General features: G+C 69.8%; 15 protein-coding genes. 3 read left to right on the top strand and 12 right to left on the bottom strand.

Features of this window, described 5'->3' with window-relative positions:
- Positions 1 to 86: 86 nt before the first annotated feature.
- On the top strand, positions 87 to 1,121 hold the full coding sequence (locus ACF1AL_RS38620; RefSeq protein WP_391828758.1) for a permease: 1,035 nt from the start codon (positions 87 to 89) through the stop codon (positions 1,119 to 1,121).
- Positions 1,118 to 1,882 (top strand): TIGR03943 family putative permease subunit, encoded by a 765-nt coding sequence (locus ACF1AL_RS38615; protein WP_391828756.1) that lies wholly within the window; start codon positions 1,118 to 1,120, stop codon positions 1,880 to 1,882. The genes ACF1AL_RS38620 and ACF1AL_RS38615 overlap by 4 nt, the downstream gene beginning before the upstream one ends.
- Before the next feature lie 50 nt (positions 1,883 to 1,932).
- Here the strand turns inward: ACF1AL_RS38615 and ACF1AL_RS38610 are convergent, their stop codons facing one another.
- Both ACF1AL_RS38610 and ACF1AL_RS38605 read right to left on the bottom strand, forming a co-directional pair.
- Positions 1,933 to 3,297, bottom strand: coding sequence for an NAD(P)/FAD-dependent oxidoreductase (locus tag ACF1AL_RS38610; protein WP_391777423.1), 1,365 nt, complete (start codon positions 3,295 to 3,297; stop codon positions 1,933 to 1,935).
- An 86-nt stretch (positions 3,298 to 3,383) separates the two neighbouring features.
- Entirely contained in the window at positions 3,384 to 4,364 is a 981-nt protein-coding gene (locus tag ACF1AL_RS38605) for a dihydrodipicolinate reductase (protein ID WP_391659694.1), read from the bottom strand.
- 1,041 nt (positions 4,365 to 5,405) lie between these two features.
- On the opposite strand from ACF1AL_RS38605, the gene ACF1AL_RS38600 reads away from it, so the two are divergent.
- Complete coding sequence (locus ACF1AL_RS38600) at positions 5,406 to 5,750, top strand: MerR family transcriptional regulator (RefSeq protein ID WP_391777424.1); 345 nt, start codon at positions 5,406 to 5,408, stop codon at positions 5,748 to 5,750.
- A 58-nt stretch (positions 5,751 to 5,808) separates the two neighbouring features.
- Here ACF1AL_RS38600 and ACF1AL_RS38595 read toward each other — a convergent pair whose 3' ends face one another.
- The 10 genes from ACF1AL_RS38595 to ACF1AL_RS38550 all read right to left on the bottom strand — a co-directional run bounded on the left by ACF1AL_RS38595 (position 5,809) and on the right by ACF1AL_RS38550 (position 17,489).
- The gene (locus tag ACF1AL_RS38595) at positions 5,809 to 7,494 is read right to left on the bottom strand and encodes a ribonuclease J (protein WP_391659696.1); all 1,686 of its coding nucleotides are present in this window, start codon (positions 7,492 to 7,494) and stop codon (positions 5,809 to 5,811) included.
- A 319-nt stretch (positions 7,495 to 7,813) separates the two neighbouring features.
- Positions 7,814 to 8,851 (bottom strand): zinc-binding dehydrogenase, encoded by a 1,038-nt coding sequence (locus tag ACF1AL_RS38590; protein ID WP_391777917.1) that lies wholly within the window; start codon positions 8,849 to 8,851, stop codon positions 7,814 to 7,816.
- Complete coding sequence (locus tag ACF1AL_RS38585) at positions 8,734 to 9,375, bottom strand: hypothetical protein (RefSeq protein WP_391777425.1); 642 nt, start codon at positions 9,373 to 9,375, stop codon at positions 8,734 to 8,736. Before ACF1AL_RS38585 ends, ACF1AL_RS38590 begins: the two co-directional genes overlap by 118 nt.
- A gap of 59 nt (positions 9,376 to 9,434) precedes the next feature.
- The gene (locus tag ACF1AL_RS38580) at positions 9,435 to 9,668 is read right to left on the bottom strand and encodes a hypothetical protein (protein WP_391662349.1); all 234 of its coding nucleotides are present in this window, start codon (positions 9,666 to 9,668) and stop codon (positions 9,435 to 9,437) included.
- Positions 9,669 to 9,808: 140 nt separating this feature from the next.
- Positions 9,809 to 10,909 (bottom strand): phosphotransferase family protein, encoded by a 1,101-nt coding sequence (locus ACF1AL_RS38575; protein ID WP_391777918.1) that lies wholly within the window; start codon positions 10,907 to 10,909, stop codon positions 9,809 to 9,811.
- Positions 10,909 to 12,147 carry an acyl-CoA dehydrogenase family protein gene (locus ACF1AL_RS38570; protein WP_391828754.1) on the bottom strand — a complete coding sequence of 413 codons (1,239 nt, stop codon included), beginning with the start codon at positions 12,145 to 12,147 and terminating at the stop codon, positions 10,909 to 10,911. The genes ACF1AL_RS38575 and ACF1AL_RS38570 overlap by 1 nt, the downstream gene beginning before the upstream one ends.
- A 29-nt stretch (positions 12,148 to 12,176) precedes the next feature.
- A complete protein-coding gene (locus tag ACF1AL_RS38565; RefSeq protein WP_391777919.1) occupies positions 12,177 to 12,962 on the bottom strand; it encodes an SDR family oxidoreductase in 786 nt (261 codons plus the stop codon).
- Positions 12,962 to 14,641, bottom strand: coding sequence for a class I adenylate-forming enzyme family protein (locus tag ACF1AL_RS38560; RefSeq protein WP_391777427.1), 1,680 nt, complete (start codon positions 14,639 to 14,641; stop codon positions 12,962 to 12,964). Before ACF1AL_RS38560 ends, ACF1AL_RS38565 begins: the two co-directional genes overlap by 1 nt.
- Before the next feature lie 42 nt (positions 14,642 to 14,683).
- Positions 14,684 to 16,240, bottom strand: a complete 1,557-nt coding sequence (locus ACF1AL_RS38555) for a long-chain fatty acid--CoA ligase (protein ID WP_391777428.1) — start codon at positions 16,238 to 16,240, stop codon at positions 14,684 to 14,686.
- 97 nt (positions 16,241 to 16,337) lie between these two features.
- Complete coding sequence (locus ACF1AL_RS38550; protein ID WP_391777429.1) at positions 16,338 to 17,489, bottom strand: aspartate aminotransferase family protein; 1,152 nt, start codon at positions 17,487 to 17,489, stop codon at positions 16,338 to 16,340.
- Between the last annotated feature and the right edge of the window lie 18 nt (positions 17,490 to 17,507).

The raw sequence follows: 17,507 nt of genomic DNA, 5'->3' as shown, positions 1-17,507 counted from the left end.
GACAGCCGCGTCACGCTCACACACGGCGTGTGGGCGAGGGCGAGGGTCGGCTTATGGTCGGTCAGACACCGACATCCGGAGTAAGAATGGCAAAGACGGATGAACTGGTCGCCGACGTGGCGGGAGTGGCCATCGCTCCCGCCGCCCCCACCGTGCCCCGCCGCCGGCCGCGGTGGCCCTTCACCGCCGTCCTCGCGACCGCAGTCGGCGTGACGCTTCTGCTTCTTGCCGCAGGCACCGCGTGGCTGAACGACCCGGCCGTTCAGGCCTGGCGGACCGTGTGCCTGGCCATCACCGTCCAGGCGCTCCCCTTCCTCCTCCTGGGCACCGCACTGTCCGGCGCGATCAACGCGTTCGTACCGGCCGACCTGTTCACGCGCGTGCTGCCGAAGCGGGCCGCGCTCGCCGTTCCGGTGGCCGGCGCGGCGGGGGCGGTGCTGCCAGGCTGCGAGTGCGCCTCCGTCCCCGTGGCGAACAGCCTGATCCGCCGCGGTGTCACCCCGGCCGCCGCCTTCGCCTTCCTGCTCTCCGCGCCGGCGGTCAACCCGGTCGTGCTGACCGCCACCGCCGTCGCCTTCCCCGGCAACCCCGCGATGGTCGTCGCCCGCCTGCTGGCCTCGCTCGCCACCGCTGCCGTGATGGGCTGGCTGTGGCTCTGGCGCGGAAGGGAGGAGTGGCTCAGGCCCGGCGCCCGGCACGCCGGCCACCATTTCGGGCACAGCCGCTGGCGCGAGTTCCTGCAGGGCTGCCGGCACGACTTCCTGCACGCCGGTGGTTTCCTCGTCCTCGGCGCCATGGCCGCGGCGACCTTCAACGTCATGGTGCCGCGTTCCGTCCTGGACGCCTTCTCGGCCTCCCCGTGGCTGTCGGTCCTCTTCCTGGCCGGCCTCGCCGTCGTTCTCGCTGTCTGCTCGGAAGCCGATGCCTTCGTCGCGGCGTCGCTCACCGGCTTCTCGCCCACCGCACGGCTCGCCTTCCTGGTGGTCGGCCCCATGGTCGACCTGAAGCTCATCGCCCTGCAGGCCGGAACCTTCGGCCGGGCCTTCGCCTGGCGCTTCTCGACGGCCACCACCGTCGTGGCGATCGCCACGAGCGCCCTGATCGGAGGGGCACTGCTGTGAAACGCCCCGCACAAGTACTGCTTCTGGCCCTGACCGGCATCGGCCTGCTGCACGCCGCCCTGTTCACCGACCTCTACCTGCGCTATGTGAAAGAGGGGCTGCGCCCGCTGCTGATCATTTCGGGGGCTGTGCTGCTGCTCCTCGGCCTGGCAGGCGCGGCGCGGGACGGGAAACACGCCGAACGCACCGAACGAACCGAACGGGCCGAAGAGGCCGAACACGCCGGCCATGCGCACGGCCACGACCACTCCCGTGTACCGGGCGTCGCCTGGCTGCTGTTCTTCCCGGCGCTGAGCCTGCTCCTCTACGCCCCGCCGGCCCTGGGCGCGTACACGGCGGCCCGCTCCAACGACAAGGCGGTCAAGGAACAGAAGGCGTTCGACCCGCTGCCCGCGACGTCACCGCTGCCCATGACCCTCACCGACTTCACCGCTCGTGTCCAGCAGGACCGCGACCGGGCCATCAAGGGCCGCACCGTCCGGATGACCGGCTTCGCCACGCCGGCCGCACACGGCGGCGGCTGGTACCTGACCCGGATCATCTTCACCTGCTGCGCCGCCGACTCCCAGACGGTGAAGGTGCGGATGTACGGCACCGACTCCCCGCCCGCCAACACATGGCTGGCGGTCACCGGCACCTGGCACCCCCGCGGCGCACTCGGTACCAGGACCGCGGAAGCCGCCCTCGACGTCCGAAGCGCCGAGCGCGTCGCCCCGCCGGTCAACGCCTACACGGACGACCTGCCACTCGTGCCCTCCTAGGTTCTGTCGTCGAATGTCAGGCCCACCCAGATCAGGCGCCACCTGAAGCTTCAGGAGTGCCCACGCCTGCGACGACGGAGCGCCCGCCGGGCCAGCGTCCTGCTGCCGTTGAAGAAGTCGTTGAACCGGTCGATCCCCCAGACGGCTCGGAGGACGAGCGGCTGCAGCAGCAGCGACATCGACGGCGAGTACTTCGCGGCGTCCGACCAGATGCCGGCGAGGTCATCCGGCATCTCACCGTCGACAATGTAGTCGGCGATCTGATGGGCCACGTACGGCACCTGACAGAGGCCGTGGCCGTTGCAGGCCATCGAGTAGAAGACGTTGTCACCCACCTGCCCGGCAATGGACAGCCAATCCGGGCTGATGCCGATCCAACCGCCCCAGGCCCGCTCGATGGCCACGTCGGACAGCGACGGGAACCGATGGGCCAGATCCTTCCCCATGTCCCGCACGACACGGGGGTCCGGGACCCGGTCCGGGAGCGGGAAGGCCGGGCCTCGCTGCGCTTGGCGGACCCCGCAGACGATGGTGTTGCGCTCGGTGAGCCGGTAGTGCGTCATCAACTGGTGCTGGGTGATGATGCCGGACCGGCTGGTCCAGCCCAGTGCGGCGAGCCGCTCCGGCGCGATGGGTTCCGACTCGATCTCGATGACGTACAGCGGCGTCGCGAGGTTCTTGGGCCAGATGTCCCACTCGCCGCCGTAGACGTTGGTTGCGAGCACCACCTTGTTGGCCCGCACCATGCCATGCGGTGTCGTGAGCTCGACGGTGCTGCCTGTCCGCCGGACATCGCTCACCCGCGACTGCTCGAAGACCTTGGCCGAGGAGGCGAGCAGCGCGCGACGCACACCACGAGCGAGCTTGCCGGGGTTCAGCATCCCGCCGATGGATTCCCGCATACCGCCCACGAAGCCTGCAGGGAGGCCGAGTTCCTCTCTGCTGCCGACAGTCCCCTGCCCACCGAAGGCGCGCAGGATCGCCGCCTGGGTGCGCACCCTGAGCATCATGAGGGGCGAGACCGCACCCCACACCAGGCCGTTCGCCACATAGTCGCAGTCGATGTCGTGCGTCTTGATGAGGTCTTCCACGTAGTGGCCCGCGTGCTCCGCCAGTTTGACCATGGCCGGCACCTTCTTCGGGGACTGGAGGCTGAGCATCCGCAGGTCACCACCCGGCGCCCCAGCGATCTGACCGCCGTTGCGCGAGGCCGATCCGTATCCGCAGAACGCGGCCTCCAGCAGGACCACGTCCTGGTCACGCTCCGCGAGGCGCAGCGCAGCCGCCATGCCACCCATGCCGCCGCCGATGACGGCGATGTCACAGGTCAGATCGCCGTCCAGCGCGGGCTGCACGTCGTCCGGCCGGTCGATCCAGCCGGTGAAGCTGCTGTATTTCGTGTCGTCGGTCCTCATGCTGTTCCTTAGGTGGGGGTGTCTGTCTCTTCGGCGAGACGTGTGAAGACGGCGAGCAGGAGGTTTCCGTCCTCTGTGTCTCCGTCTCAGTCCTGAGAAGTCGTGGCCCCGAGCGAGGCCCGGGCTGCTCGTCGCTCTCCCTTGGCCGCGACCGAGCGGGCCGGGAGGTCTCCCATCGACAGGAGACCGGGAGGCGCCTCGACGACCGCGGCGGCCGCGTTGACCGCCGCTGCGATCGTGCTGAGGAACGAATCGAAGCCCACGGAGGAACGAAGGTCGATGACCTGCTCCTCACCGACGATCCGGTAGTCGTCGCCCGCGGCCACCTCATCGGCCGGCTCGAAAAACCCGAACGTGATCTCCAGGTCGATCACCACTTCGCCGTTGAGCACGCCCCGGGCGGCATGAGTGACGGCCGAGATCTGCCCCGGCTCGATACACAGGTGCTCCCCGACACGCGGCGAGGTCGTCACGACGGCGGGTTCGACCTCGTTCACGTCCACCGAGTCGAGCCCCCATCCGAGCCCCGCCGCGAGCGCCCCGATGGCCTGCTCGAAGCCGTAGTGCCCGACGACCTCGCCCCGGCTGCGAGCCGTCTCGAACTCCTCTGGGGTCAGACCGAGGCCGAACTTCGACAGGATCGCGCCGTAGCGTGACATGTTCGTCCGCCGGCGGATGCGCACGCTCTCCACGCGCTGGGTCAGTGCGGTCAGCAGGAGAGGAAGGGTGTCCATCAGGATGCCCGGGTTCGCCCCGCTGCCCAGGACGGTCACACCGTGCGCCTTCGCCGTGTCGTCGAGCCGTCGGGCCAGGTCGGGATGGCTCTGCCATGGATAGGCAAGCTCTTCGCAGATGCTCAGCACGTTGTACGAACGCTCCAGAAGCGGCAGCAGGGTGCCGGCCACCCTGTGCAGATCCGAGGTGGTCGCCACGATCGCGAGGTCGGCGGCCGGCAGGTCGGCCGAGTGGCTCACGACGACGACACCGTTCGCGGCGCCACCAAGGAGCACTCCGAGGTCTTGACCGGCCACGCGGGGGTCCTGGTCCACTGCTCCGACGATCTCCACGTCCGCGCGTTGCAGCAAGGAAGAAGCGATGGCTCGCCCAGTGGCACCGAGACCCAAAATGACACTCCGATTACTCAAAGACACTCCCTAGGCGCACCAGTCGGCACGCCCACGACACGGGGTTCGGTGAAACTGAACCCCGCCTGTGGCGGTTACCTCGTACCTCACTGTCGCCAGCCACGGCCGCGGTGGGAACGACACTGAGCACCTGCTTCCCCCTGGGTACGGTGCACGGTGCACAGCCGGTCGCGCCCCTGCGCTCATGCGCGCCCCACTCGGACGGCGAGGAACAGGACCGCCGAGTCCCACGAAGCGGCCGTCGCCCTCGCATCACTCCTGATGTGGGCGGAACCCAGCGACTTGTCGGAAAGTTCTCGGCTGACATGGGTGGCTGCGCCGGTCCCGGAGACTCCCGCTCCGCTGATCACCACGTTCGACGGTCGAGTCGACCGCGACGAGCCAATCGGCGTCGCCCGCGGCATCGGCGCTCGCCTGAGCGGCCCGAAGCATCCGGTCGAACCCTCCGTCCATCGCTCACCTGCGGAAACGGGGAGCGTGAGACCCCGGCGGCCGGGCACTCTTCCTGGTCCGCCTGCGGTAGAAGCAGACGCCCACTCCCTGCAGAAAAACTGTCATGGCGGCAGTAGACATTCCCTCGTCGCAGGGTTAACGTTGTCTTCGTACCGAGAAGTCGAAGTGGGCACAGCAGAGACGAACTGCTGTGCGGTCAGACCAGAAGGACACGGCCCGAGCAGGGCTGTGAGCAGCACCCGCGGTATCCGCGCAATCGAAAGGTAAGGAGCAGAACGCGCCATCAGGATCGCCCGGGCGAGGAAGCAGTCCGCCCGGGTACCGCAAGGCCCCGGATGGGAAGGTGGTCCCCGGTCAGGCATCCGCGATCCCCGCAAACCCGCCCTCTGGGGCGGAGCATGCGGAAGAAGAAGGCCGGCGCAGTGCGCCGGTAGATGGTGTTGAAAGCTCGGGGCCCGGGTGCCGTACTGGCACCCGGGCCCCCCGACATGTCCCCGAAAGAAGAGGTCTATGCCGCCTGCCGGTTCCCGTCCCGTCGACCCTCTCGACGATGACAACTACCCGGCCTACACCATGGGCCGCGCCGCCGAGATGCTCGGCACCACCCCTGCCTTCCTCCGTGCCCTCGACGAACACCGCCTGATCACCCCGATGCGCTCCGACGGCGGCCATCGCCGCTACTCTCGGTACCAGCTGCGCATCGCCGCCCGCGCCCGCGAACTCGTCGACCAGGGCACCGCCATAGAGGCCGCCTGCCGCATCGTCATCCTCGAAGACCAGCTCGAAGAGGCGCAGCGCATCAACGAGCAACTGCGCGCCGAGAGCCGCGCCCCTCAGCCGAAGGCATCAACCTGATCAAAGCGCCCGGACCCGAGGCCACCCCGCAACCGGCACCGTGCCGCCGGGCGAAGGCTCAGGCGTCGATGATGACGGGGATGATCAGGGGCTTGCGGCGGTAGGTGCGGAACGCCCAGTTCGCCACGGCACGGGCGATGAGCTGTTCGAGCTGGCGCGCGTCCCCGACGCCTTCCTCGGCCGCGGTGGCGAGCGTCTTCTCGATGACGGGGATGACCGGCTCGAACGTGGCGTCGTCGTGGACGAAGCCCCGGGCGAGGAAGTCCGGAGCCTCGGCGAGGGCGCCGGTGTCCGCGTCGACGATCGCCACCACCGTGACCACGCCTTCGGCGGCGAGGGTGAGGCGGTCCTTGAGGGACGCCTCGGTGGCACCGCCGACCTCCATGCCGTCCACGTAGACGTTGCCGGCGGGAACCTTGCCGGTGATGGACGCCCGCCCGTCGACCAGGTCGACGACGACGCCGTCCTCGGCGATGACGACCCGGTCGGGGTCGACACCCGTACGGATGGCGAGGTCGCCGTTGGCCCGCAGGTGGCGGAATTCGCCGTGCACGGGCATGACGTTGCGCGGCTTGACGATGTTGTAGCAGTAGACGAGTTCGCCGGCGCTGGCATGCCCGGAGACGTGCACCTTGGCGTTGCCCTTGTGGACCACGTGGGCACCCCACCGGGTGAGTCCGTTGATCACCCGGTAGATGGCGTTCTCGTTGCCAGGGATGAGAGAGCTGGCGAGCAGGACGGTGTCGTCCTTGCCGATGCGGATCATGTGGTCGCGGTTGGCCATCCGTGACAGCGCGGCCATCGGTTCGCCCTGGGAGCCGGTGCACACCAGAGCGATTCTGTGATCCGGGAGCTTCTCCAGCTCCTTCGTGCTCACGACCAGACCGGAGGGGACCTTCAGATAGCCCAGGTCACGGGCGATGCCCATGTTGCGGACCATCGACCGGCCGACGAAGGCGACCTTGCGGCCGTGCTGGTGGGCGGCGTCCAGGACCTGCTGGATGCGGTGCACATGGCTGGCGAAGCTGGAGACGATGACCCGGCGTGGCGCGGTGCGCATCACCTGCTCGATCGCCGGGTTCAGCTCCCGCTCGGAGGTGGTGAAGCCGGGCACTTCGGCGTTGGTGGAGTCGGTGAGGAACAGGTCCACGCCCTCCTCGCCGAGGCGGGCGAAGGCACGCAGATCGGTGATGCGGTCGTCGAGAGGGAACTGGTCCATCTTGAAGTCGCCGGTGTGCAGCACCATCCCGGCCCGGGTGCGGATCGCGACCGCGAGGCTGTCGGGGATGGAGTGGTTGACCGCCACGAACTCGCAGTCGAAGGGCCCGAAGCCACGGCGGTCGCCCTCCCGCACCCGCACCGGGCGCGGCCGGATGCCGTGTTCCTTGAGCTTGGCCTCCAGGAACGCCAGCGTCAGCTTGGAGCCGACGACCGGGATGTCCCTCCGCTCGCGCAGCAGATACGGCACGCCGCCGATGTGGTCCTCGTGGCCGTGGGTGAGGACCACGGCCACGATGTCGTCCAGCCGGTCCCGGATCGACGTGAAGTCCGGCAGGATCACGTCCACGCCGGGCTGGGTCTCCTCGGGGAACAGCACCCCGCAGTCGACGATGAGCAGCTTGCCCGCGTGCTCGAAGACGGTCATGTTGCGGCCGATCTCACCCAGGCCGCCCAGGGCGATGACCCGCAGCCCTCCTTCGGCAAGGGGCGGGGCGGCTTTCAGCTGGGGGTGCGGATGACTCATACCCTGACGGTACCCGGAGAGCGGGACAGAATGATCCATCGCCCGCGTGATCCGACGAGCGCTCGATACGCCCCGGCGCCGAAGACGTACTGCCACTCGGGTCGGCAACCCTCTCGTCTGCCCGCTGCCCGGCACACAGAAGGGGCAGGGGAACCCGTGGGCTGGGACATGGGCTCACGGCCGCTGGAGTGTCGGTCTGGCCCGCCGCCGCAGGGGAGAGCGGACCGGGTGCCTGACGCGTACCTGATCTCCGGGCGTAGCGGGGCGGAGGCCGGATCATCCGCGTTGTACGCGGTGAGCCGGCCTCCACCCCCCCTGATCAGGGGGTGAGCACGAGACGGATCGGGTCTCCGATCTTCTTCTCCAGCCGGGCGACGGCGTCCGCGGCTTCGGCCAGCGGGACGTGGGCGCTGACCGAGGGGCCGAGGTCGATCCGTCCGGCGGCGGCGAGTCCGACGAGCTGTTCCACGTGCTCCGGCTCGGAGCCGTAGTGTCCACGGATCTGCCGGACGTTGAAGCAGAAGTCGATGCTGTCGGCGACGGTGACCGGCTCCGGGGTGAGGCCGGCGAGCACCAGAACGCCGTTCGGACCGAGCACGGTGGTGGCCTGGGAGCGGGCCGCTCCGACGCCGGCGAAGTCGAAGGCGACGTCGATGCCCCGGCCCGCCGTGGCCTCGCGCACCGCCGCGGCGAAGTCTCCGGCCATGGGGTCGAGCGCGTGGTCGGCGCCGAAGAGCAGGGCGCGCTCGCGGGCGGAAGGCAGCGGGTCGACGGCGATGACGGGGGCGGCGCCGACCAGGCGGGCGAGCCGGATGCCGTGGGCGCCGAGGCCCCCGGCTCCCCAGATGCCGACGGACTGCGCGGGGCGTACCGCGCCGGTGTCCACGATCGCGGCATACGGGGTGGAGACGGCGTCGGGGATGATCGCGGCCTGGTCGAACGGCAGGTGGTCCGGGATGGGGAGCAGGGTGTCCTCCCGGGCGAGGGCGTACTGGGCCCATCCCCCGTCGTAGTCCACTCCCCGGGTCAGGGGCCGGCGGCAGAGCATGTGACGCAGGCAGTCGGCGCAGTCGCCACACGCCTGCCCGGCCTGGAGCACGACTCGCCGGCCAGGGGTCCAGTCGCCCTTCACTCCGGGGCCGACGGTGTGGACGACGCCGGCCACCTCGTGGCCGGGCGTGATGGCCCCGGAATCCTTGACGGCGTCGACGGGGTGGAACGGGCTCAGGCTGCCGTCGATCAGATGGATGTCGGACAGGCAGACTCCGGCCGCTCGCACCTCGACGAGGACCTCGCCCGGGCCGGGATGCGGGATCGGGACCTCCTCGACGGCGAAGGTGCGGGTGTCCAGGCGCAGCCGTCCGGCCAGCGCAGATCGGCCACTGCCGCGAAGCAGGTGATGAGAAATCCCATCAGCACCGTGCACACCACCTGCGCCGTCTCGGTCGGCATGCCGATCAGAAGGGCGGCGGTGATGCCGCCGGCGCGGAGTTGAACCATGAGCAGGGGTACGGCGATGCACAGCGTCACCACCGCACCGGCGATCCGCGTCCCCGGTCCCTCGGCACGCAGGGAGAACAGGTCGCCGAGGGTGTAGCGGCGGGTCGCGCGAATCCTGGAGGCGAGGAGGAGGAAGACACCGAGGGCGAGGGCACTGTCTACGGCGGTCGAGACTCCGTCGTAGCCGAAGAGGGCGATCGCTCCCGGCAGCGAGACCAGAATGACGACCGTGATCTGTTCTCCCGCCATCGCCACACCACTGAAGACGGGTGGGAGAGACCGCTCGGCGACGTAGAGGCGTTCCGGGTCGTCGTCCTGGGTGGCGAGGGTGAAGACCCACAGGAGGCAAAGGCCGATGAAGACGAGGAAGGCGATGATCACCGCACTCCTCGCGGCGGACCCGATGAGATCGGGCGAGCCGAAGCTCAGGAAGGAATCCTTCACCACTCGCCCCCGGCCGGACGCGAGGCAGCCGTCGTCACGGACGCCGGTTCGCCGGCGGACGCGGCCCGGTTCTCGTACCACCACGTCCCGCCGACGAGGACGACGATCTGCGTGAGTGCCCACGCCATGCCGAGGGTGAGACGTCCGTACACGGAGATCTCTCCGAGGTCCCTGGAGCAGGAGAGCAGGACACCGACGGCGAGCGGCAGCGCGTTGACAGTGACCAGCACCCGTGTGTCACGGGAAGGATGCCGGGAGGAAGCGGAGGAGGGCACGGGACCTCTCTTTGAAGAAACGGAAGACGGACACGGCGCGCGGGGGCGCGGGGCCGAGGTGGGTGAAGAGTCCCCGTATGGGGACGCGTCGGATGTCAGCGGCGAGTGGTCGCCGTCAGCCCGGCGTATCCCCCGGCCCGCTCCAGCAGTCGGGGGACACCCGTTTCGAGCGACGGCCCGAAGGTCTTGTCGTGGGGACGCTCGCCACGCAGCCAGCGGGTGTAGATGGCCTCGCAGAAGATCGCTGCCTTCCACAGAGCGAGGGTCTGGTACCAGGGCAGCGGGGTCAGATCGAGACCGGTGCGGGACTGGTAGCGCTCTGCCAGGCGGTGCTGGGGGAGGTAGCCGGGCGACCGGGTCACCCGGGTGAGTTCGAGCGGGGTGGCCGGGCTGCCGGCCTCGGAGTAGGTGGCGGTGAGGTACCCCAGGTCCGCGAGGGGGTCACCCAGCGTGGCCATCTCCCAGTCAAGGATCGCGAGGACCCTGGCCGGCGCCTGGGGAGCGAACATGAGGTTGCCCATGCGGTAGTCACCGTGCACCACCGAGGCCGCCTGGCTCGTCGGCAGGTTGCGGCCGAGCCAGTCCCCGATGCGCTCCACCGCTGGGAGGCTGCGTGTGGTGTTGACCTCCCACAAGCCGCGGAACCGGTCGACCTGGCGCTGGAGATACCCCTCGGGGAAGCCCAGGGAGGCGAGTTCCCCTCCCGACACGTCGATGCCGTGCAGGGCGACGAGGGTGTCGACGACCGCCTCGCTGGTGGCCCGGCGCTGTTCGGCGGAGGAGAGGTGGGGCGGGACCGTGTCGGTGATGACGATCCCGTCGAGCCGGGACATGAGGTAGAACGGCACGCCCAGGAGCGACTCGTCCTCGCAGACGGCGACGATCTCCGGCACCGGTACCCCGTGCTCGCCGAGGATCTTCTGGATGCGGGCCTCACGCACCATGTCGTGCGTCGACTTGGGCAGGGGCGGGCGCGGTCCACGACGCAGGACGACACAGTCGCCACCGCGCTGGATCAGATAGGTGATGTTGGAGTGGCCGTCGCCGATGCGCTGCCACGCGAGCGGGCCGCTGCCGATGCCGTGCGCGTCGAGGAAGCCGGTGACCGCGTCGAGGACCAGGAGCGGTGGGCTGTCGAGGTGGCGGGCCTTCTCCCAGCTTGCGACGACTTCCACGCCGTCGGGGACGGTGTGCATCACGCGCCGCCCTCCCGACCGACGACGGCATCGCCCCGGTACCGCTCCCCGGCCCGGACCGCGGCGTGGCGGCCGGCCGAGGCGCGGCGGGCGATGGCCCACCGGTGGGTCTCGTTGGAGCCGTCGTAGATACGGAACGGACGGACCTCGCTCAGGTACTGCGCCAGCGGAAGCCCGTCGGAGACCCCGTCCCCGCCGCAGATCTGGAGGGCACGGTCGATCACCCGGAAGATCGCCTCCGAGCAGTGCACCTTGGCGATCGACGACATGGCCGACCCCGCCTTCGGGTCACTGGCAAGCAGTGCCGCGGTCTTGGTGATGATCGCGTCGGAGGTCTCGATGTCGATCACCGACTCGGCGATCAGGTGCTGTGCCAGGCCCAGCGAGTCGATCGGACCGCCGAACAGCTCACGCCTTCCGGCCCGGTCCAGCGCGATGTCCTGCGCGCGCCGCGCCAGCCCCAGCCACCGCATACAGTGCGTGAGACGTGCCGGTCCGAGCCGTACCTGGGCGTACCGGAATCCGAGCCCCACCTCGCCGAGCACCGCGTCGTCGGCGACGAAGCAGTCCTCGAGGTGCACGTGCGGGTGCCCGCCGTCGATGGAGCGGTCGACGGTGTGGATCGCCTCACCGACCCGGATCCCGGGGTTCGCCATGTCGACGAGGAACATGGTGGCCCCCTCGGGGGAGCCGTCGACGGCCGGGGTCCGCGCCATCACGATGCAGAACCCGGCGCCGACAGCGCCGCTGGTGAACCGCTTGTGGCCGTCGATGATCCAGCCGCCTTCGGCGCGCACGGCCGTGGTCCGCAGCGCCGCCGGGTCGGAGCCCGCTCCGGGATGGGGCTCGGTCATGCAGAAGCAGGACCGGACGTCTCCCGCCGCCAGGGGCGCGAGATAGCGCTTTTTCTGCTCCTCGGTGGCGATCAGGTTGAGCATGTGCATGTTTCCCTCGTCGGGTGCCATGCAGTTGAGGGCGGCGGGACCGACCGTCGAGTAGCCGGCCTCCTGCAGAATCGGTGACCAGTGCTCGATGGGCAGGCCTTGGCCGCCGTACTCCTTCGGCACGAGCGGCGCGAAGACACCGGCGTCCTTCGCCGCGGCCTGCAGCCGGTCACGGGTGCCCTGGTCGAGACGTCCGCCCGGTGCGGGCTCCGCATCGATGACGACCTCGCGGATGAACCGGCGAGTGCGCTCACGCAACTCCGCTACGTCCGGCGGAAGGTGAGGGAAAGTCATGGCTGTCCTTCGTCTGATGGGCGCGGTCGTTACGCGGTGCCGCCGGCGACCGTGAGGCCGCCGTCGACGGTGAGGACATGACCGGTGACCCAGGAGGAGTCCTCAGAGGCCAGGTAGGCCACGGCGGAGGCGATGTCCGGGGGCACGCCCAGACGCCGCAGCGGATAGTCGGCGGCCACCTCGGCCTCCTTGCCCTCGTACAGGGCTTCGGCGAACCGGGTCTTCACCACCGCGGGTGCCACGGCGTTGACACGGATCTCCGGGCCGAGTTCGACGGCCAGGGTCCTGGTCAGGTGGGACACCGCCGCCTTGCTGACGCCGTAGAGGCCGATGCCGGGGGAGGGGGTGTCGGCGGTCACCGAGGAGAGGTTCACGACGGTGCCGCGGCGTTCGGTGAAACGGAGCTCCGGGTGGGTCACCGCGTCCTGCACCCAGGCGAGGGTGGCGAGGACGTTGACCTCCAGCACCTTGCGGGCGACATCGAGGTCCAGGCCGACGACGGGACCGTACGCCGGATTGATGCCCGCGTTGTTCACGAGGACGTCCAGTCCGCCGAACTCTCGTGCGACCGTGTCGAAGACCTCGCGGCGGTGCTCGGGGTCGTCCGCCTTGCCGGCGACGGTGATGACGCTGCCCCGGGGAAGCGCGGCGGCCGCCGCTTCGAGCGGTCCGGCCTTGCGCGCGGTGACGCACACGCGCGCCCCTTCGGCGACGAGCCGCTCGGCGACGGCGAGGCCGATGCCCCGGCTCGCTCCGGTCACGATGGCGGTACGGCCCGGGAACGGCCCCGGCCGGTGTGGTTCTCGCTCAACGATCAGTCCTTCGAGGGTGATACCGGCCCGGCGCCGCCGACGCCGCGGAGTTCGGCACGCCGGATCTTGCCGCTCTGCGTCTTGGGCAGGTCCGCGAGGAAATGGATCTCGCGGGGGCACTTGTAGGCGGCCAGCCGCTCACGGGAGAAGGCGATCAGCTCCTCCGCCGTGGCGGTCAGACCCGCCTTGAGCGAGACGTAGGCGACGACTCTCTCGCCGCGGTACGCGTCCGGCTGCCCGACGACCGCGGCCTCCAGCACGGACGGGTGCTCGTACAGCGCGTCCTCGACCTCGCGCGGCCAGACCTTGTAACCGGACACGTTGATCTGGTCCTTGAGCCGGTCCACCAGGTAGACCCAGCCCTGCTCGTCGATGACGGCGACGTCGCCGGTACGCAGCCGGCCCTCCGGCATCGTCAGGCGGGTGGCCTCGGGCTTGCCCCAGTACCCGGGCACCACCTGCGGCCCGCTCACCTCCAGTTCTCCCTGCTCTCCGCTCGGCAGCGGGTTGCCGTGCAGGTCCACGACGCGCGCGGTGACGTGCGGCAGGGGCCTGCCGATGGACAGCGTCCCGCTCGGCGGATGCACGGGCGCCCGGTCCCCCGGGGGCACGGCGATGACGGCGGACGTCGTCTCGGTCATCCCGTAGCCGTTGTGGAGGTAGACGCCGAACCGCTCCTCAAACCGCTCGACGGTCGCCGGCGGGATCGGCGCGCCCCCGGAGTACAGCGCCTTCACCGACGCGAAGTGCCGGGGGCCGGCGTTCGGCAGCTCGTAGATCGCGTTGTACGCCGTGATGGAGCCGATCGTGCAGGTCACCCCGTGCTCGGCGAACGCCTCCAGCACGACCTCGGGGTGGAACCGGCCCGTGAGGACGAGCGTGGTGTCGGTGAGCAGGGAGATCGTCGCATTGACCACCGCGCCGGTGATGTGGAACAGCGGGGCGATGGCGAACACGACGTCCCCGTCGCTCAGACCGGTCCAGGACGCGTAGGTCGACACCACGCTCAGCACGTTGCCGTGGGTGTTCATGGCACCCTTCGGCGGTCCCGTCGTGCCCGAGGTGTAGGTCAGGAACGCGACGTCGTCGCGGGTCAGCTGTACGGGCGCAGGGCTGCGGCCCGTGTACTCACCGATCAGCGCCACCAGGTCGCCGTCCGGTGCCGGGGCGTGGCGTTGCGTCGTCGCGAAGACCCGCGGATCGTTGCGGGACTGGTAGTCCAGTGGCGACGTGCTGACCAGCCATCGGATCGTGCTTCCCGCCAGCGTGCCGAGCGTCTCGTGGACGTCCGCGTCCGCGCAGACGACCCCGATCGCCCCGGAGTCGTCGATGATCCGGCGGAGCTCCTGGCGACGGTACATCGGATTGAGCCCCAGTGCGGTGGCCCCCAGCTTCCACAGGGCCAGCAGCACCAGCGCGTACTGCGGGATGTTCTGCAGGTACACGCCGACGCGATCACCCCGGCCGGTTCCGCGGGCCTCGAACGCGGCAGCCAGGGCGTCCGACGCCGCATCCACCTCCCGCGCGGACAGAGCGCCGTCGAAGAAGCGGAGCGCGGTGCCCTCCGGGTTCTTCGCCAGGCGTGCCTTCCAGGCGGCCACGAGCGAGTCGGGAACCGCATCCGTCCCCGAGCCGGACCCGCCGGGGAACGTGTCCCGGTGCCGGCCCTCATGCACTGTCATCTGCCGTCCTTCCCACCCATGTCCCTGCGCTTGCCGTGCCGGTCACGTGAGTTCACGCTTGAGGATCTTTCCGGTGGACGTCATCGGCAGCGTCTCGACGATCTCCACGATGCGCGGGTACTTGTAGCCGGCCATCTGCTCCTTGCCCCACGCGATCAGCTCGTCGGGACTCGCCTCGGCGCCGCGGTCGAGGATGACGAACGCCTTGATCTCCTCGCCGTGGCTCTCGTGCGGCACGCCGACGACCGCGGCCAGGCTGACCGCCGGGTGCGTCATCAGGACCTCCTCGATCTCGCGCGGGTACACGTTGAAGCCGCCGCGGATGATCAGGTCCTTCGCCCGGTCGACGATGTAGTAGAAGCCGTCCTTGTCCCTGCGGGCCAGGTCGCCGGTGCGGAACCAGCCGTCCCTGATGGCTTCGGCGGTGGCCTCGGGGCGGCCGTGGTAGCCCTTCATCACGTTGTGGCCCTTGACCGCGATCTCCCCGATGACGCTGCCCGTTCCGTCGTCCTCGACCTCGGACCAGTCGGAGTTGACGAGCTTGAGCTCCACGCCCCAGACCGGCACGCCGATGGAGCCGGGCCGCGGCTCTCGCGCCGGATCGCTGAAGGTCACCACCGGCGAGGTCTCGGAGAGGCCGTAGCCCTCCAGGACCTGGACGCCCAGTCGCTCCCTGACCTGCTTGATGATCTCGGCGGGGAGCGAGGCACCGCCGGAGACGCCGACGCGCAGGTTCCGTGCGATCCTCTCGACGTCGACGTCGTCGGTGAGCGCCTGCAGCAGGCCCCACCACATGGTGGGGACGCCGGCGAAGAAGGTGATGTCCTCCTGCTGCATCAGGGACACCGCCTGCCCGGCGTCGAATCGTGGCAGCAGCACCAGTGTGCTCGCCGTCGAGAAGCCGGCGTTCATCTGCACGGTCGCACCGAAGGAGTGGAACAGCGGCAGCACGAGCAGATGGGTGTCCGAGGCCGGCCGGTTGTCCAGCAGACGGTTGCACGCGAGAGCGTTGAGAACGAGGTTGGCGTGGCTGAGTTCGGCGCCCTTCGCCTGTCCTGTCGTCCCACTCGTGTAGAGCAGCACAGCCGGATCGTCCCCGGTGGTCCCGATGCTGTCGAACGTCGTCGGCGTGCCCCGCAGCGCGGCGCCCATGGTCTCGACGCCCTCGATCGGGCTTTCCGCCTCGGGATCGGCGGTGATGACGAAGAAGTGCTCGCAGCCGGCGGTGTCGGTGAACCCGGCGTGTCCCTCCGCACCCATCGGCAGACCCGCGTCTCCCTCGAAGCAGAAGTACGCCTTCGCCTCCGAGTCGGCCAGGTGGTAGGCGATCTCCCGGCCCTTGAGCAGGATGTTGAGCGGTACGACGACGGCGCCGGCCTTGAGGATGCCGTAGTAGACGATCGGGAAGTACGGCACGTTCGGACAACTGAGCGCGACCTTGTCGCCGGGCCAGATGCCGCGGTCGACCAGGAGGTTGGCGACCCGGTTCGCGGCGGCGTCGACCTGGGCGTAGGTGAGACGCGTCGTGCCGAGGACGACTGCGTCCCGGTTCGGGTACGCGCGGGCGGAGTCCTCGAGCAGGACCGAGAGGTTCAGCATGGTGTCTTCCGGGAAGGTGGGCCGGACCGGGCCGCGGGGAACGGGGCACACGGACCGGCCCTGGCGGGTGGGAGTTGCGCGTGGCCTGCTGCGGAGGTCACACCTTCCGCAGCACCTGGTCGAGGGCCTCGGCCGTCGCCTCGATGTCTGCGGTGGTGTGAGCCGTGCTGATGAAGACCTTGCCGGACGGCATGAACAGGAAGCCCTGACGCAGCATCCCTTCGAGGATCGCGGTCCAGAGCCCGCCGGTTCCGTGGAGCCCTGTGGCCCCACCGGCGGGGACGTACTGGAGGAGCGAGCCGACCCGGTTGAAGCGTCCGAAGTCAGGAGAGGAACCGAGGGCTCCACCGACGAGGGCCTCGAACCGGTACGAGGTCTGTTCGAGCAGCTCGTAGACCGCGGGATCGGCCAGGACGCGCATCGTCGCCTCGACGGCCGCCAGGGCGATCGGGTTGGCGTTGAAGGTTCCGGCATGAACGACGCCGGAGGTCACCTGATCGATCAGCTCCGCTCGGCCGACGACGGCGCTCTGCGTGAAACCGCCTGCCATCGCCTTTCCGAAGACGGACAGGTCGGGCAGCACGCCGTACTTCTCGGCCGCTCCGCCCCGGGCGATCCGGAATCCGGCGATCACCTCGTCGAAGACGAGGACCACGCCGTGTCGGTCGCAGAGCGTTCGCAGCGTCGACAGGAAGTGCGGCGAGGGCGCTTCGACGCCGGCGTTGCTCATCACAGGGTCGACGAGCACGGCCGCGATGTCGCGCGCGACGGCCTCGCTCAGCAGGCGCTCGGCCAGTTGCACGTCGTTGAAGCGCGCCACGACCAGGTCGTCGAGCACGCTGGTCGACTGCCCCGGTCCGCCGGGGGACGCGGGACGATCGCAGTCGTCCTCGGACATCCCGGCATACACGGTGTCGTGCCAGCCGTGGTAGCTCTTGGCGAACTTCAGGACGCGGCGCCGTCCGGTGGCGGCTCGCGCGAGGCGCAGCGCGACCTGCACCGCTTCGGTCCCCGTGTTGCTCCACAGCAGGCGCTCGCCGTGCGGCACGGCTTCGAGGACCGCTTCCGCGGCCCGGTACTCGAGCGGGTGGCCGGTGCCGACGACCTGCATCTTCTTCGCGACCTCGGACACCGCGGACAGCACGCGCGGGTCACCGTGACCGAGGACGAGCGGGCCCCAGGCCATCACGTAGTCGATGTACCGGTCGCCGTCCAGGTCCCAGACATACGCGCCTTGTGCCTCCTGCACGAACAGCGGATGGGGAGG

It is taken from the genome of Streptomyces sp. NPDC014801, assembly GCF_043082085.1.
Taxonomy (GTDB): Bacteria; Actinomycetota; Actinomycetes; order Streptomycetales; family Streptomycetaceae; genus Streptomyces.
The sequence above is the reverse complement of the archived record's forward strand: the minus strand, read 5'-3'. Positions and strand labels throughout refer to the sequence as shown.